We start from the raw sequence: 13,805 nt of genomic DNA, 5'->3' as shown, positions 1-13,805 counted from the left end.
CGGGGTACAGCCTACGGCGCGCTCAGCAGACCTCTTCGAGATCCCGCCAGTTCCGGGAGTCCGGGCTGTCCGCGACCCAGCCGTCGAGCAGCCCGCGGACCAGACCGGCGGGCGCGGCTATGCCGCACTCGCGCTCCGGCACCCAGAGCTGGCCGTCCGTACGGTGCCCGAGGGGGCCCGGGTGGCCCGGCTCGCTGTGGTCGTGCGGGTCGAGGTGCTCGCCGTCGCCCTCGTCGCTCGGCATCCGGCTCTCCGAGCACATCCGGCAGAGCAGCCGCACCGAGGACGACCAGTCCTCGGCGGCGTATCCGGCGTCCGCGGCGAGCTGCTCCAGGGCGTCCCGGTCCTCCTCGGTGGCCGCCTCCAGGAGCACCACCCAGGTCGGCACCGGGGAGGGCGCCCACAGCTCGATCTCGTCGAAGACGGGGAAGGCGCCCTGGGCGGTGGTGGTCCGCTCGCCGTGCGGGACGCCGTCGTGCAGCACCACCTCGCCCCAGCGGCGCCCGGAGGAGGGCAGCGGGATCGACAGGACCTCGATACGGGCCGGGTCGAGCCGGCGGCCCCAGACCACCTCGGCCTCGCCCTCGGGCGAGAGCCGCACCGCGGCGCTGCCCAGCTCCATGCCCACCGGCCGGCCCGCGGCGGTGGTCTCGCCGGGGACCTTCAGCCCGTAGGCCTGCCAGGCGCGGCGGGCCAGCGGCCAGTCCTGCAGGGCGGTGGCCGCGATGCCGACGTTCCACCAGTCGGGGGCGCCGGCGGCCCGGTCGAGCAGCGCGACGGCCCGCAGCCCGGCGGCGCGGGCCTGCTCCCAGTCGTGCCGGAACTTGTGCAGCAGCGCCAGGTTGAACCAGGACTCGGAGAGCCAGGGCTCCAGATCGGCCGCCCTGGTCAGGAGCGCGCCCGCGTCCTCGTACCGCCCGTCCCCGATGAGCGTGAACGCGCGGTCGGTGGCCTGCCGCCACGAGGCGGAGGGCCGGTGCCGTCCCTTGCCGAAGATCCTCACGATTCCCGCCTGCCGGTACTCAAGGCATGCCCCCCGCTCACCTTGCTTCGTTCTTCGCATCCAACCACGGACGGTCGAGCCGCCGCTCATTACCCATGGGTTACCCAGCTCGGGGCAGGATCAGGCCACCCACCGGCGCCCGTCCTGCGCGGGCGGGGCGCGGCGGGCCGTCCCGCACGGGGGATCCGGCCGCCCGCGGGGCCGGACGGCCGCCGCTCAGGCGGGCAGGCCACCGGTTCCCGGTGCCTCCCGGGCGAGCACCCGGGCCAGGCACTCCACGACCTCGGGCTGGTAGTCGCGGCCGGTGCCGAGCCGCAGCCGTTCCAGTGCGGTGAGCGCTCCCGCGGGTCCTTCTGCCCGGGTGATCTCGTCGTACGCGTTCGCCACCCGCACGATCCGGGCCGCCAGCGGCTGCTCCCGGTACGGCTCCGCCTGCCGTTCGACCACCAGGGCGACCTCGGCCGCGCCGCCGGTCTGGCGGACCACTGCACCGCCGAGCAGGGCGATGCGCCGCTGCTGCTCCGCGGCGAGGAAGGCGGTGGCCCCGGCGGGCACCGGGTCCACCAGGGAGAGCTGGCCGATGTCGTGCATCAGCGCCGCGTGCTCCAGGACGGTCAGCTCGCGTGCGGCGAGGCCGAGTTCCCGGCCGACCGCGCGGGCCAGCTCGGCGACCCGGCGGGCGTGCCCGGCCGGGGTGTACCCGGCGATCTCGGTGGCGCGGGCCAGTGAGGTGATGGTCTGCCGGTAGGTGGTGCGCACCGCCGCGTACCGGCGGAAGGCGAGCTGGGTCAGGAGCAGCGGCAGGCAGAACACCGGCAGCGCCCACAGCGCGGCCACCGCCACCCCGAGCGCCATCACCGCGCCGGTGGCGCCGACCGCCGAGCCGATCCCGGTGAGCGCCCGCAGCTCGTCGCGGAGCAGCGGTCCGAAGGGCCAGTCGGTACGGGCCCGGGCCAGCGCCGCCGCGAGCACCGCGTCGCACAGCGCGGTGAGCACCAGGATCGCCACCACCGCGAGCGCGTACGAGGCGCCGCGGGCCGGGCCCTGCCCCGGGGCGAGGGCGGAGTGCAGCGGGTGGAAGCAGACCGCGGCGAAGGCGGTGCCGAGCAGCCGCCGGGAGAGGTGGTCGGCCCAGGGCCCCGCGCCCCGGGCCACATGCGGGGCACCGCCCGCCAGGGTGGCCGCGAGCACCACGGCGAGCACTTCGAGCACCCCGTGCCGCACCGGGCGCCCGCCGACCTCGCCGAGCAGCGCGTACGCGAGGGCGCCCGCGGCGCCCAGGGGGGCGGGTTCCCGGGCGGGGCGCGCCCCCTGCTCGCCCCAGCGCATGAACTCGCCGAGGGCGATGAGCACCCCGAAGGCCAGCGCGATACCGCGTTCCGCGAGGCCGTCGTGGAGGGTCGCGGCCAGCGCCACCAGGGCGAGCGCGGCGGCCGCGGTGTGCACGACCGCGGGCAGCGGCCGGTGCAGGGGGCCGCGGGGCGGGGCGCCGAGGGGAGTGCTCCGCCGGTGGCGGCGGTGCCGGGCGGGCGGCTCGGGGCGGCGGAGCCTCTCGGAACGCGGGGGCTTCCCGGGCAGCGGGGCGCTCTCGGACCGCGAGACCGCCTCGGGCCGCTGGACCGCCTCGGACCGCGAGGCTTTCCCGGAACGCGGGGCACTCTCGGACCGCTGGGCAGCTTCGGACCGCGAGGCCGCCTCAGACCGTCTCGCCGCCCGCGGTCCCGGCGCCGCCGCCGGCCGCCTCGCCGACTCCGCCCCCCGCGCCGCTTCCGCCCCCCGCGCCGCCTCCGGCCCCCGCCCCGCCTCGCCGCTCACCGGTCGGACTCGCCGGGGCGGCCCGAACCGTACGCCTGGAAGCGGACGTCCTTCGCGGCCCGGACGCGGGCCTCGTCGGTGGCCCGGGCGGATACCCCGTCCGCGGCCCGGACGCGGGCCTCGTCCCGGGCCTGGCCGCCGACCTCGTCCCCGGCCCGGACGCGTACCCCGCTCTGTACCTGGGCGCGCACCCCGTCCTCGGCCGGGACGCGCACCCCCTCCTCGGCCGGAGCCGAAGCCCCCTCGCCGGGCACGCCCCGGGCCGCAGGCACGTTTGTGCGCGGCTCGGGGCCGTCGGCGGTGACCGCCGGGTGCCAGCCGTGGCGTTCCAGGGCGCGGATCAGGGCGTGCACCATCCGCGGGTCGAACTGCGAGCCGGAGCAGCGCCGCAGCTCCGCGAGGGCGACCTCGACCGGGCGGGCCCGGCTGTAGGAGCGGGTGGAGGTCATCGCGTCGAAGGCGTCCGCCACCGCGACCACCCGGGCGGACTCGGGGATGCGCAGCCCGGACAGGCCGTAGGGGTAGCCGCTGCCGTCCAGGCGCTCGTGGTGGTGGAGCACCGCGGCCCTGGCCTCGCCGAGGAAGCCGATGCCGCGCACCATCTCGTGGCCGTACTCGGGGTGCAGTTGGATGACCTCGCGTTCCTGCTCGGTGAGCTTGCCCTCCTTGCGCAGCAGCCGGGTCGGGACGCCGAGCTTGCCTACGTCGTGCAGGATCCCGGCGAAGCGCAGCACCTCCACGCGCTCGTCGTCCAGGCCGAGTTCGCGGGCGATGAGCTGGGAGGCCCGGCCGACGCGTTCGCTGTGGCCGCGGGTGTAGCCGTCCTTGATGTCGACGGCCTGGACCAGGGCGCGGATGGTGGCCTGGTGCGCGGCGCGTTCGCGGTGGTACTGGGCAAAGACCCACACCGAGATGTGCATGGGCAGCAGCACGAGCAGCGCGGCGAGCGGCCCGTACAGGCTGCGCCAGAGCACCGCCATCATCAGCCCGGCGAGCCCGTGCACGGCCACCGGGGCGAGGGTGCGCGGGAAGAGCCCGCGCCAGGCGGCCCGCGGGGGCAGCCGTTCGGCCGCCGCGCGGATCGTCCCGTCGAGCAGCGCGAGCACCGCGCAGAAGACCAGTACCGCGGCCCCGGCGGGCAGCAGCGCGCAGGGGAAGTCGGCCGCCGCGACGGTCCGGCCGCCGCCGAGCGCGCCGTGTGCCCCGGCCGCCGCCCAGGTGCCGAGGGCGAGGGAGGCGGTCCGCCAGATCCGGCGCGGCAGCCGGGGCCGCTGCTCCACCGGGTCCAGGAGGGCGCCGGGCACCGCGACCAGGGCGGCCGCGGCGGGCGGCAGCAGGAAGACCCCGGCGAGCAGGACGGGGTGGAAGGTGCCGGGCGGGCCGGTCCTGGTGGGGGCGGGGTGCTCGGCGCGGGCGGCGCGGTGGCGGCCCGGGGCGTGGCGGCGGCTCGGCGGCCCGGCGTGGGCGGCAGGACCGGCGTGACCGGCGGGGTCCGCGGGATCCGTGAGGCCGGTGGGACCGCCGCCGGGTGCCGACGCGGGTGCCGCGGCGCGGGCGGCGCGCAGCCGCAGGGCCTGTTCGCTGCCCGCGTGCAGGACGGCGAGGAGCGAGAGCGCGGCCCAGGGGGTGCCGGTGTCCAGGGCGGGTGCGGCGGCGGCCAGGGCACCCAGGGCCGTGGCGAGGACGCAGAGTCGCGCTGCCGGCACAAGGGTCCTCAATGCCGCCCTCCTCCGCGCGCCCTGGATGGTGGGCGACCGGGCAACTGGCGGCCCGGGCAAGCCCGTTCAGGCTCCGGAGAATAGGGCGGAGAGGGCCCAAAGGGGGCGGCATCGCCGCATTGTCCGGGCCCCGTGGGCCCGGATTCGCACCTTCGGGTGACAGCGCGCCGAGGGCCTGTTCAGCGCCCCGGCTTCGTGCTGGGGGCGGGGCCGTGGGGCGCGGCGGGCCCGCGCGGGGCCCGCCCTCGGGCTCGCGGGGTCAGCCCTCCTGGGCGGCCGCGGGCCGGTCACCGGGCGGGGGCCCGGTGAGGTCGTGGTCCGGAACGGCCTGCCCCGACCGGATCAGGTCGAGCCGGCCGAGGACCTTGTCGCGCAGGTCGGCGGGGACGTCGTCATGTCCGCAGCACCGCTTGACCAGCTTCTTCACGGCCTGTTCGAGACCGTACTTCTCCAGGCACGGAGAGCACTCCTCGAAGTGCGTCTCGAACTTGGTGCAGTCGGAGTCGGGCATCTCCCGGTCGAGGAACTCGTAGAGATGGTCCAGAACTTCACTGCAGTCCGTCTCGTGCGGCTCTCCGCAGCTCATGAGCCCGAGCCTTTCCTTGCGTCGGAGTCCGAAGCGCCCGCGGTGGACAGCCCGCGCTCGCGCGCGTAGTCCTCCAGCATGCCGCGCAGCTGACGGCGGCCCCGGTGCAGCCGGGACATGACCGTGCCGATGGGTGTGCCCATGATGTCGGCGATCTCCTTGTACGCGAAGCCCTCGACGTCGGCGAGGTACACGGCGATGCGGAACTCCTCGGGGATCGACTGGAGGGCTTCCTTCACGTCCGAGTCGGGCAGGTGGTCGAGCGCCTGCGACTCGGCGGAGCGCAGACCCGTCGACATGTGCGACTCGGCGCGCGCCAGCTGCCAGTCCTCGATCTCCTCGGCCGCGCTGCGCTGCGGCTCGCGCTGCTTCTTGCGGTAGGAGTTGATGAAGGTGTTCGTCAGGATCCGGTAGAGCCAGGCCTTCAGGTTGGTGCCCTCGCGGAACTGGTGGAACGAGGCGTACGCCTTCGCGTACGTCTCCTGCACCAGGTCCTCGGCGTCGGCGGGGTTGCGCGTCATGCGCAACGCGGCCGAGTACATCTGGTCGAGGTAGGTCAGCGCGTCACGTTCGAAGCGTGCGTTGCGCTCTGCGGCCGTCTCCGCGGGCTGCTGTGCCTGCTCCTCGGACTCTGCGCGATCGTTCCCCGCATCGGTCCCGGTGACCGCACCCACCTCCTCAAGCGATGTGGCGGGACCCCTTCCGGTCACGCCCGTCTCGGAGGATAGACGACCGGTCCCCGTCTCCGTCGCTGCCGAGGCCCGCGCGGGGGAGGTCCGCGGGGCGTGCAGCACCGACCATTCGAGGTCGCTCATGCTGCGTTCCCGGCTCGGGCAGAAGGTGGAACCCATGCGGTGGACCCCTTACTCGTACGACACGTGGCTTCCGTCTGTCCGGCACAACAGTGCCCGGCGGTGTCGCATTCCCCGGGCGCGGGTCAGCCGGGCAGAAGTGACAGGGCCCACCGGGTGACGGCGTCCGTGAGCAGTCGCATCGCCTCGGGCTCGCCGAGTTCCGCCCGCTTGGGGAGGGCGAAGCCGTGGTCGCCGTACGGGATCTCGACGAGCTCGTGGTCCCCGGCCGGGAACTCGGCGGGCCGTCCGAAGGGGTCGTTGCCGCCCTGGACGACCAGGGTGGGCAGGCCCGCCCCGAGCAGTTCCGGGGCCCGCGACTTCTCCGGCCTGCCGGGCGGGTGCAGCGGGAAGCTCAGCGCGAGCACGCCCGCGGCGCCGAGTCCGGCGGCGGTACGGCAGGCCACCCGGGCCCCGGCGCTGCGGCCGCCCGCGACCACCGGGAGGCCGGGCGCGGCCAGGGCGGGCCACACCCCGCGCCAGCCGGTGTCCAGGGTCCGCGGCGCGGGGGCGACCTTCTTCCCGGCGACCCGCCAGGGCTGTTCGACCAGGGCCACGCTCACCCCGTGCTCCGGCAGGGCGGCGGCCAGCGCCCGGAGGTCGCGGGCCTCGATGCCGCCGCCCGCGCCGTGGCTCGCGGCGAGGACCAGGCGCGGGCGCCGCGCCGGATACCAGTGGACGCGGGCCTCGCCGGTCTCGGTGGCGACCTGCTCGGTACGGATCTTCTCGGTGCTCGTCACGCGGCCATCCTGCCCCGGGACCATGACGACACCCCTACAGGCCGAGCAGCCAGCGCCCGCCGCCGAGCAGGGCGCACAGCGAGACCACATGGAAGAGCAGGAACCAGACCGCGGGCGGCACCTGGGTCAGCCGGGCGAGCTGGTCGGCGTCGGAGTCCGCGGCGCCCTGGCGGCGGCGCTTGGCCTGAAGTTCGAAGGCCGGGCGCACCCCGCCGAGCAGCAGGAACCAGACGGCCAGATACGCGAAGGCCGCCTGCACCTGGGGTCCGGTGGTCCAGGAGACGAGGACGAAGAGGCCGCCGGTGACCAGGACGGAGAGGGCGCCGTAGGCGTTGCGGATCATCACGAGCACGGCGAGCAGCAGCCCGGTGGCGAGCCAGAGCAGCGCGGTGATGTGGTGCGCGGCGAGCAGGGCGGCGCCGCCGAGCCCGAGCAGCGGCGGGGCGGTGTACCCGGCCGCCGCGGTGAAGACCATGCCGGGGCCGGTCGGTCTGCCGCGGCTGACGGTCAGTCCGCTGGTGTCCGAGTGCAGGCGTATCCCGTCCAGGCGGCGCCCCATGAGCAGGGCCACCAGTCCGTGGCCGCCCTCGTGGGCGATGGTGATCGCGTTGCGGGTCAGCCGCCAGGCGCGCGGCGAGGCGACGGCGCCGAGCGCGAGCAGTCCGGTGGCGAGGACGACCCACAGGTCCGGCTCGGGCTGGCTGCCGAAGACGCGGTCCCACAGGCCGGTCAGGGAGGTCAGGTCGATGAGGTCCATGGGCGGGGGCGGGCTCCTCGGGTGGGTCTTGGCGGGGTGGTCGGGGCGGTGGCCCGGCGACGGGGCGAAGTGGCAGTGTGGCACTCATGTGCGGACGGTATGCGGCCAGCCGGAGCCCCGAGGACCTCACCGGCATCTTCGGGATCGAGAAGTGGGAACCCGAGGAGACCATGGAGGCGGACTGGAATGTCGCCCCCACCAAGGAGGTCTGGGCGGTGCTCGACCGTCCGGTGAAAGACGCCGAGAGCCGCGCTCCGGTTCGCCAGCTGCGCAAACTGCGGTGGGGACTGGTGCCCTCCTGGGCGAAGACCCCCGAGGGCGCCGCCCGGATGATCAACGCCCGCGCGGAGACCGTGCACGAGAAGCCCTCCTACCGCCGCGCCTTCGCCGCCCGCCGCTGTCTGCTGCCCGCCGACGGCTACTACGAGTGGGTCACCGGCGGCGAGGAGCGCGAGCTGGAGGTCGCCGGCCGCAAGAAGCGGGCCCGCAAGCAGCCGTACTTCGTCACCCCCGCCGACGGCTCGGTCTTCGCGATGGCCGGTCTCTACGAGTTCTGGCGCGACGGCACCCTGCCCGAGGGGCACCCCGGCGCCTGGTGGGTGACCTGCGCGGTGATCACCACGGAGGCGGAGACCGCACCGCTGGCGGCGGGACCCGAGGAGGGGCCGGGCGCGCTCGCCGACATCCACCCGCGGATGCCGCTGATGCTCACCCCCGACCGCTGGGACGACTGGCTCGACCCCGGCCACACCGAACCGGAGCACCTGCGCGCCCTCCTGGAGCCGCCGCCCACCGGTCTGATGCGCGCCTACCCGGTCTCCACCGCGGTCAGCAACGTCCGCAACAACGGCCCCGAACTCCTGAAGGAACTGGCGGCACCGGAGGAGAGCACCCTTTTCTGAGCCCCCTTCCCGATCCCTGTCCCGAGCCCGCTTCCGCGTCCTGCGGCCTGCTGCCGGACCGGTCCCCCGCAGGGTCCGGCCCTCACGGAGTCCCCCCGAAATCGTCCCCTATCTCCCCTTTCCTCTCGGCTCTTCGCCCTCGTCCTGGTGATCGTGCCGGGCATTAAGCTGAGGCCATGACCGCGAACCTCGCCTCACAGGACCTCTGGCCCGCGCCGTCCGCGAACGGTGCCGTCGACGCGACCGTGCAGGTGCCGGGTTCCAAGTCGGTCACCAACCGCGCCCTGGTGCTGGCCGCCCTCGCCGCCGAGCCGGGCTGGCTGCGCCGCCCGCTGCGCTCGCGGGACTCGCTCCTGATGGCCGCCGCGCTGCGCTCCCTCGGCGTCGGCATCGAGGAGGGCGTGGGCCCGGACGGCTCCGGCGAGGCCTGGCGGGTCATCCCGCCGGACCGGCTGCGCGGCGGCTCCACGGTGGACGTCGGCAACGCCGGCACCGTGATGCGCTTCCTGCCGCCGGTCGCGACCCTGGCGGACGGCCCGGTCCGCTTCGACGGCGACCCGCGCGCGTACGAACGCCCGCTGCACGGGGTGATCGACGCCCTGCGCGCACTCGGCGCCCGGATCGACGACGACGGGCGCGGCGCCCTGCCGATGACCGTGCGCGGCGGCGGCGCCCTGGAGGGCGGCAAGGTCGCCGTGGACGCCTCCTCCTCGTCCCAGTTCGTCTCCGCGCTGCTGCTCTCCGGGCCGCGCTTCAACCAGGGCGTCGAGGTCCGGCACACCGGCCGTACGCTGCCCTCGATGCCGCACATCCGGATGACGGTCGAGATGCTGCGCGCGGCCGGGGTGCAGGTGGACACCCCCGACTCCGGCGGCGAGCCGAACGTCTGGCGGGTCTCCCCCGGCGCCCTGCTCGGCCGGGACCTCACGGTCGAGCCGGACCTCTCCAACGCCCAGCCCTTCCTCGCCGCCGCCCTGGTGACCGGCGGCCGGGTCGTCGTCCCGGACTGGCCGGCCCGCACCACCCAGCCCGGCGACGCGCTGCGCGAGCTGTTCACCGCGATGGGCGGCAGCTGCGAACTCACCGGCCAGGGCCTGGTGTTCACCGGCAGCGGCCGGATCCACGGCATCGAGGCCGACCTCGGCGAGGTGGGCGAGCTGACCCCCGGCATCGCGGCCGTCGCCGCGCTCGCCGACTCCCCCTCCACCCTCAGCGGAGTGGCCCATCTGCGGCTGCACGAGACGGACCGCCTGGCCGCCCTCACCCGCGAGATCAACGCGCTCGGCGGCGAGGTCACCGAGACCGCGGACGGACTGCACATCCGCCCCCGCCCGCTGCACGGCGGCACCTTCCACACCTATGACGACCACCGGATGGCGACCGCGGGCGCGGTCATCGGCCTGGCGGTGGACGGCGTACGGATCGAGAATGTGGCCACCACCGCGAAGACCCTTCCGGACTTCCCCGAGATGTGGACCGGGATGCTCGGGAACTGACGGGCGGATCCGATCATGCGCCGCTACGGCAAGCACACCGACGAGGACGACGTCCGCGTCCGCCCCAACCGCAAGGGCAACCGCCCGCGTACCAGCATCCGGCCCAAGCACGAGGACGCCGCCGAGGGCATGGTCCTCACCGTGGACCGCGGGCGCCTGACGGTGCTCGTCGGGGACCGCGTGGTGACCGCGATGAAGGCCCGCGAGCTGGGCCGCAAGGCCGCGGTCGTCGGCGACCAGGTCGCGCTGGTGGGCGACCTCTCCGGAAAGAAGGACACCCTCGCGCGGATCGTACGGATCGGCGCGCGCTCCTCGGTACTGCGCCGGACGGCCGATGACGACGACCCGTACGAGCGGGTCGTGGTCGCCAACGCCGACCAGCTCGCGATCGTCACCGCCCTCGCCGACCCGGAGCCCCGGCCCCGGCTGATCGACCGCTGCCTGGTCGCCGCCTTCGACGGCGGGCTGACCCCGCTGCTCGTCCTCACCAAGTCCGACCTCGCCCCGGCCACGGAACTCCTGCGCACCTACGACTCGCTCGGGGTGCCCCATGTGGTGACCTCCCGCGAGGAGCTGGCGCACGGCGGTGCCGAGCGGGTGCGGGAGCTGCTCGCCGGGCAGATCACCGCCTTCGTCGGGCACTCCGGGGTGGGCAAGACCACCCTGGTCAACGCGCTGGTCCCGGAGGACCGCCGCCGCAGCACCGGCCATGTCAACGCGGTCACCGGGCGCGGCAGGCACACCACCACCTCGGCCCTCGCGCTGCCGCTGGGCGGTCCCGAGGCGGGCTGGGTGGTCGACACCCCGGGCGTACGGTCCTTCGGGCTCGCGCATGTCGACCCGTCCCGGGTGATCAACGCCTTCCCCGAACTGGTACCCGGCACCGAGGGCTGCCCGCGGGCCTGCAGCCACGACGAACCGGACTGCGCCCTGGACGACTGGGTGGCCGAGGGCCACGCCGACCCCGCGCGGCTGTACTCGCTGCGGCGGCTGCTCTCCACCCGGGAGCGGCACGAGGGCGACTGAGGCGGGCCGAGCGGGCGGGCGGTGACGGATCCTCAGGGAGTTTGCGCCGCGCCCGCAAAGGTAAGGGCATAATCGCACCAAGCACGAGGCAAACACCGATGGTGCGGTCACGGACCTGGTACGCGGGAGGCAAGAACATGGCGTGGCTGCTGGTCATCGTCGCCGGACTGCTCGAAACCGGTTTCGCGGTCTGCCTCAAGCTCTCGCACGGCTTCACCCGCCTCTGGCCGACCGTCGCCTTCTGCGCCTTCGCGCTGGGCAGCTTCGGCCTGCTCACCCTCTCCCTGAAGAAGCTCGACGTCGGCCCGGCCTACGCGGTCTGGACCGGCATCGGCGCCGCGGGCACCGCCATCTACGGCATGGTCTTCCTCGGCGACCTGGTCTCCACGCTGAAGATCGTCTCGATCAGCTTCGTCATCATCGGCGTCATCGGGCTCCAGCTCTCGGGCTCGGCGCACTGAGCTACTGCGGCAAGTCGCCGTCCGGCCGGGGCTGTTGAGCGCGGCGTCCGCCGACTCCCCTTCCCCGCGGCCCGGTTGGGCCACTCCCCCGCCCGCTGCTCAGACCGTCCTGGCGAGCAGCGGGTCAAGGGCCTCCCGGACCAGCCGCCCGGCGCCGTCCCGCGCGGACGGGGCCTGGACGCAGGAGAGCGCGAGCCGCATCCCCACCTCGCAGGCGAGCAGCAGGAGTTCGGGGTGCACACCGCTCGCGCCGGGTGCGCACAGGGCGGCCAGGCAGCGGTCGCGGACCAGGGCGAGGAGGTCGGCGGGGGCGGGCAGCGGGGCATCGGCGCGGCGCTGGGCCGGCACCGGGCTGCCCGAGTCGGCCGCGCCCGGCACCGGTCTCGGCAGCCGCTCGCTCCAGCAGCCGGTGAGCAGGGCGCGCAGCAGCGCACTGCGGCGGGCGGCGGCCACCGTCCACTCGGCGGCCGCGGTCAGCCGCTCGGCCGGGTCGCCCTCGGCGGCGAGCGCCCGGTCGATCCCGGCGAGGTAGGCGTCGGCCTCCCGCCGGACCAGGGCGCGGCCGAGCCCCTCCTTCGTACCGAACTCGTTGTAGAGGGTCTGCCGGGAGAGACCGGACATCGCCGCCACGTCGACCATCCGCACCCGGGGCCAGGGCCGGCGCGCGAGGACGGCGGACGCGGCGTCCAGCAGGGCTTCGCGTGCTGCGGGCATCCTCGCCTCCCGGGCCGCCGCACAGGCGGCTGCCGTCAGAGTTGACGCAGCCCGGCAAGGTGTCAAGGGTCCGCGGGCGGTACGGGCGGTACGGGCGCCGACCCGCCCGGGTGCGGCCTGGCCGATCGCTCCCCCCGCTGGATACTGTTCGTCCATGCCCGACTATCTCGATGACCTGCGGCTGGCCCATGTGCTCGCCGACGCCGCCGACGCCGGGACCATGGACCGGTTCAAGGCGCTCGACCTGAAAGTCGAGACGAAGCCGGACATGACCCCGGTGACCGAGGCCGACAAGGCCGCCGAGGAGCTCATCCGCGGGCAGCTGCACCGCGCCCGCCCGCGCGACGCGGTTCTCGGCGAGGAGTTCGGCATCGAGGGCACCGGCCCCCGGCGCTGGGTGGTCGACCCGATCGACGGCACCAAGAACTACGTACGCGGCGTGCCGGTCTGGGCGACCCTGATCTCCCTGATGGAGGCGGGCGAGAACGGCTTCCAGCCGGTGGTCGGCCTGGTCTCGGCCCCGGCGCTCAACCGCCGCTGGTGGGCCGCCCGGGGCCACGGCGCCTTCACCGGCCGCAGCCTCTCCGCCGCCTCCCGGCTGAAGGTCTCCGCGGTCTCCCGCCTCCAGGACGCCTCCTTCGCGTACTCCAGCCTCAGCGGCTGGGAGGAGCAGGGGCGGCTCGACGGCTTCCTCGACCTCAGCCGCAAGGTCTGGCGCACCCGTGGCTACGGGGACTTCTGGCCGTACATGATGGTCGCCGAGGGCTCGGTGGACCTGTGCGCGGAGCCCGAGCTGTCGCTGTGGGACATGGCGGCGAACGCGATCATCGTGACCGAGGCGGGCGGCAGCTTCACCGGGCTCGACGGACGCCCGGGGCCGCACAGCGAGAACGCCGCCGCCTCCAACGGCCTCCTCCACGACGAACTGCTCGACCACCTCAAGTCCCGCCGCTGAGCGGCCTGTTGCCCTTGGGCCGCGGCAGCCCCGTACCACCCCTTGCCGGTTTGCCCACTCTTTGCGACTCTGAGAGTCCCTCCACTTGTGAACTTGTGAATCGTTTCTCGAAGGCCGCACAGCACGGGCCGCGGGGCACGGAACGCGGGTTCCGGTGGTCCCTCAAGGAGGTGGCACACGCCCATGCTCGTCCGCGACGCCATGAGTACGGTGGTTCTCACCATCGGCCCCGACCACACTTTGCGGCAGGCGGCCCGGCTGATGTCCGCGCGCCGCATCGGTGCGGCGGTGGTGCTCGATCCGGAGACCAGCGGTATCGGCATCCTCACCGAGCGCGACGTCCTCAACTCCCTCGGCACCGGCGAGGACCCGGACAGCGAACGCGCCGGGGCGCACACCACGACCGATGTCGTCTTCGCCGCCCCGGACTGGACGCTGGAGGAGGCCGCCGCCGCGATGGCGCACGGCGGCTTCCGGCATCTGATCGTCCTCGACGAGAACGAGCCGAGCGGCATCGTCTCGGTACGGGACATCATCCGCTGCTGGGCCTCCCAGCCCAGCCGCCCCACGGCCCTGACCGGCTGATCCGCCGAGCGGCGTCCCCGGCCGTCCCCGGGTGACCGGCCGGCCGGGGAGCGGCCGGTCCCGGCCCGGCCAGCCGTGACCGTGGTCAGCCGTGGCCGCGGTCGACCCCGGCCTCGTGCCGGGCCCCGGCCTCGCGCCGCGGTCGACCCCAGCCTCGCGCCGGGCCCCGGCCTCGACCGGGGCCGTGCCCGGGCCC

General features: G+C 75.0%; 14 protein-coding genes. 6 read left to right on the top strand and 8 right to left on the bottom strand.

All coding sequences use genetic code 11. From position 1 onward, the window contains the following. Window positions 1–22: 22 nt before the first annotated feature. From HFV08_RS02260 to HFV08_RS02230, 7 genes are all read right to left on the bottom strand, one after another. Window positions 23–1,003: a tetratricopeptide repeat protein gene (locus tag HFV08_RS02260; RefSeq protein ID WP_168535245.1), complete on the bottom strand. Its 981-nt coding sequence runs from the start codon at window positions 1,001–1,003 to the stop codon at window positions 23–25. Window positions 1,004–1,219: 216 nt separating this feature from the next. Beyond that, a complete protein-coding gene (locus HFV08_RS02255) occupies window positions 1,220–2,449 on the bottom strand; it encodes an HD-GYP domain-containing protein (RefSeq protein WP_312885302.1) in 1,230 nt (409 codons plus the stop codon). Between the two features lie 365 nt (window positions 2,450–2,814). Next, window positions 2,815–4,524 (bottom strand): HD-GYP domain-containing protein, encoded by a 1,710-nt coding sequence (locus HFV08_RS02250; protein WP_312885301.1) that lies wholly within the window; start codon window positions 4,522–4,524, stop codon window positions 2,815–2,817. Window positions 4,525–4,795: 271 nt separating this feature from the next. Further along, the gene (gene rsrA, locus HFV08_RS02245; RefSeq protein ID WP_168535241.1) at window positions 4,796–5,122 is read right to left on the bottom strand and encodes a mycothiol system anti-sigma-R factor; all 327 of its coding nucleotides are present in this window, start codon (window positions 5,120–5,122) and stop codon (window positions 4,796–4,798) included. Continuing rightward, window positions 5,119–5,796, bottom strand: coding sequence for a sigma-70 family RNA polymerase sigma factor (locus HFV08_RS02240; RefSeq protein WP_040248506.1), 678 nt, complete (start codon window positions 5,794–5,796; stop codon window positions 5,119–5,121). The genes rsrA and HFV08_RS02240 overlap by 4 nt, the downstream gene beginning before the upstream one ends. Before the next feature lie 263 nt (window positions 5,797–6,059). Next, window positions 6,060–6,713, bottom strand: coding sequence for an alpha/beta hydrolase family protein (locus HFV08_RS02235; protein WP_312885300.1), 654 nt, complete (start codon window positions 6,711–6,713; stop codon window positions 6,060–6,062). Window positions 6,714–6,747: 34 nt separating this feature from the next. Next, the gene (locus tag HFV08_RS02230) at window positions 6,748–7,470 is read right to left on the bottom strand and encodes a M50 family metallopeptidase (protein WP_040248507.1); all 723 of its coding nucleotides are present in this window, start codon (window positions 7,468–7,470) and stop codon (window positions 6,748–6,750) included. A gap of 86 nt (window positions 7,471–7,556) precedes the next feature. On the opposite strand from HFV08_RS02230, the gene HFV08_RS02225 reads away from it, so the two are divergent. From HFV08_RS02225 to HFV08_RS02210, 4 genes are all read left to right on the top strand, one after another. Continuing rightward, window positions 7,557–8,372 (top strand): SOS response-associated peptidase, encoded by an 816-nt coding sequence (locus tag HFV08_RS02225; protein ID WP_168535237.1) that lies wholly within the window; start codon window positions 7,557–7,559, stop codon window positions 8,370–8,372. 176 nt (window positions 8,373–8,548) lie between these two features. Continuing rightward, window positions 8,549–9,868 (top strand): 3-phosphoshikimate 1-carboxyvinyltransferase, encoded by a 1,320-nt coding sequence (aroA, locus tag HFV08_RS02220; protein ID WP_168535235.1) that lies wholly within the window; start codon window positions 8,549–8,551, stop codon window positions 9,866–9,868. A 15-nt stretch (window positions 9,869–9,883) separates the two neighbouring features. After that, the gene (gene rsgA, locus HFV08_RS02215) at window positions 9,884–10,894 is read left to right on the top strand and encodes a ribosome small subunit-dependent GTPase A (protein WP_168535233.1); all 1,011 of its coding nucleotides are present in this window, start codon (window positions 9,884–9,886) and stop codon (window positions 10,892–10,894) included. Between the two features lie 137 nt (window positions 10,895–11,031). Beyond that, window positions 11,032–11,355, top strand: a complete 324-nt coding sequence (locus HFV08_RS02210) for a DMT family transporter (protein ID WP_040256608.1) — start codon at window positions 11,032–11,034, stop codon at window positions 11,353–11,355. A gap of 99 nt (window positions 11,356–11,454) precedes the next feature. Here the strand turns inward: HFV08_RS02210 and HFV08_RS02205 are convergent, their stop codons facing one another. Beyond that, a complete protein-coding gene (locus HFV08_RS02205; protein ID WP_168535228.1) occupies window positions 11,455–12,069 on the bottom strand; it encodes a TetR/AcrR family transcriptional regulator in 615 nt (204 codons plus the stop codon). A gap of 154 nt (window positions 12,070–12,223) precedes the next feature. On the opposite strand from HFV08_RS02205, the gene hisN reads away from it, so the two are divergent. Beyond that, entirely contained in the window at window positions 12,224–13,024 is an 801-nt protein-coding gene (hisN, locus tag HFV08_RS02200) for a histidinol-phosphatase (RefSeq protein WP_040248513.1), read from the top strand. Between the two features lie 183 nt (window positions 13,025–13,207). Then, window positions 13,208–13,609, top strand: coding sequence for a CBS domain-containing protein (locus tag HFV08_RS02195; protein WP_168535226.1), 402 nt, complete (start codon window positions 13,208–13,210; stop codon window positions 13,607–13,609). Window positions 13,610–13,805: the final 196 nt, after the last annotated feature.

The organism is Streptomyces physcomitrii, assembly GCF_012273655.1.
GTDB classification, from domain to species: Bacteria; Actinomycetota; Actinomycetes; order Streptomycetales; family Streptomycetaceae; genus Streptomyces; species Streptomyces physcomitrii.
This window is presented reverse-complemented; position numbering and strand designations above follow the sequence as displayed.

Excerpts from the sequence above, each read along its gene's own strand:
- rsrA (WP_168535241.1), bottom strand. The coding sequence starts at position 5,122 with ATGAGCTGCGGAGAGCCGCACGAGACGGACTGCAGTGAAGTTCTGGAC.
- HFV08_RS02230 (WP_040248507.1), bottom strand. The coding sequence starts at position 7,470 with ATGGACCTCATCGACCTGACCTCCCTGACCGGCCTGTGGGACCGCGTC.
- HFV08_RS02225 (WP_168535237.1), top strand. The coding sequence starts at position 7,557 with ATGTGCGGACGGTATGCGGCCAGCCGGAGCCCCGAGGACCTCACCGGC.
- aroA (WP_168535235.1), top strand. The coding sequence starts at position 8,549 with ATGACCGCGAACCTCGCCTCACAGGACCTCTGGCCCGCGCCGTCCGCG.
- rsgA (WP_168535233.1), top strand. The coding sequence starts at position 9,884 with ATGCGCCGCTACGGCAAGCACACCGACGAGGACGACGTCCGCGTCCGC.
- HFV08_RS02210 (WP_040256608.1), top strand. The coding sequence starts at position 11,032 with ATGGCGTGGCTGCTGGTCATCGTCGCCGGACTGCTCGAAACCGGTTTC.
- HFV08_RS02205 (WP_168535228.1), bottom strand. The coding sequence starts at position 12,069 with ATGCCCGCAGCACGCGAAGCCCTGCTGGACGCCGCGTCCGCCGTCCTC.
- hisN (WP_040248513.1), top strand. The coding sequence starts at position 12,224 with ATGCCCGACTATCTCGATGACCTGCGGCTGGCCCATGTGCTCGCCGAC.
- HFV08_RS02195 (WP_168535226.1), top strand. The coding sequence starts at position 13,208 with ATGCTCGTCCGCGACGCCATGAGTACGGTGGTTCTCACCATCGGCCCC.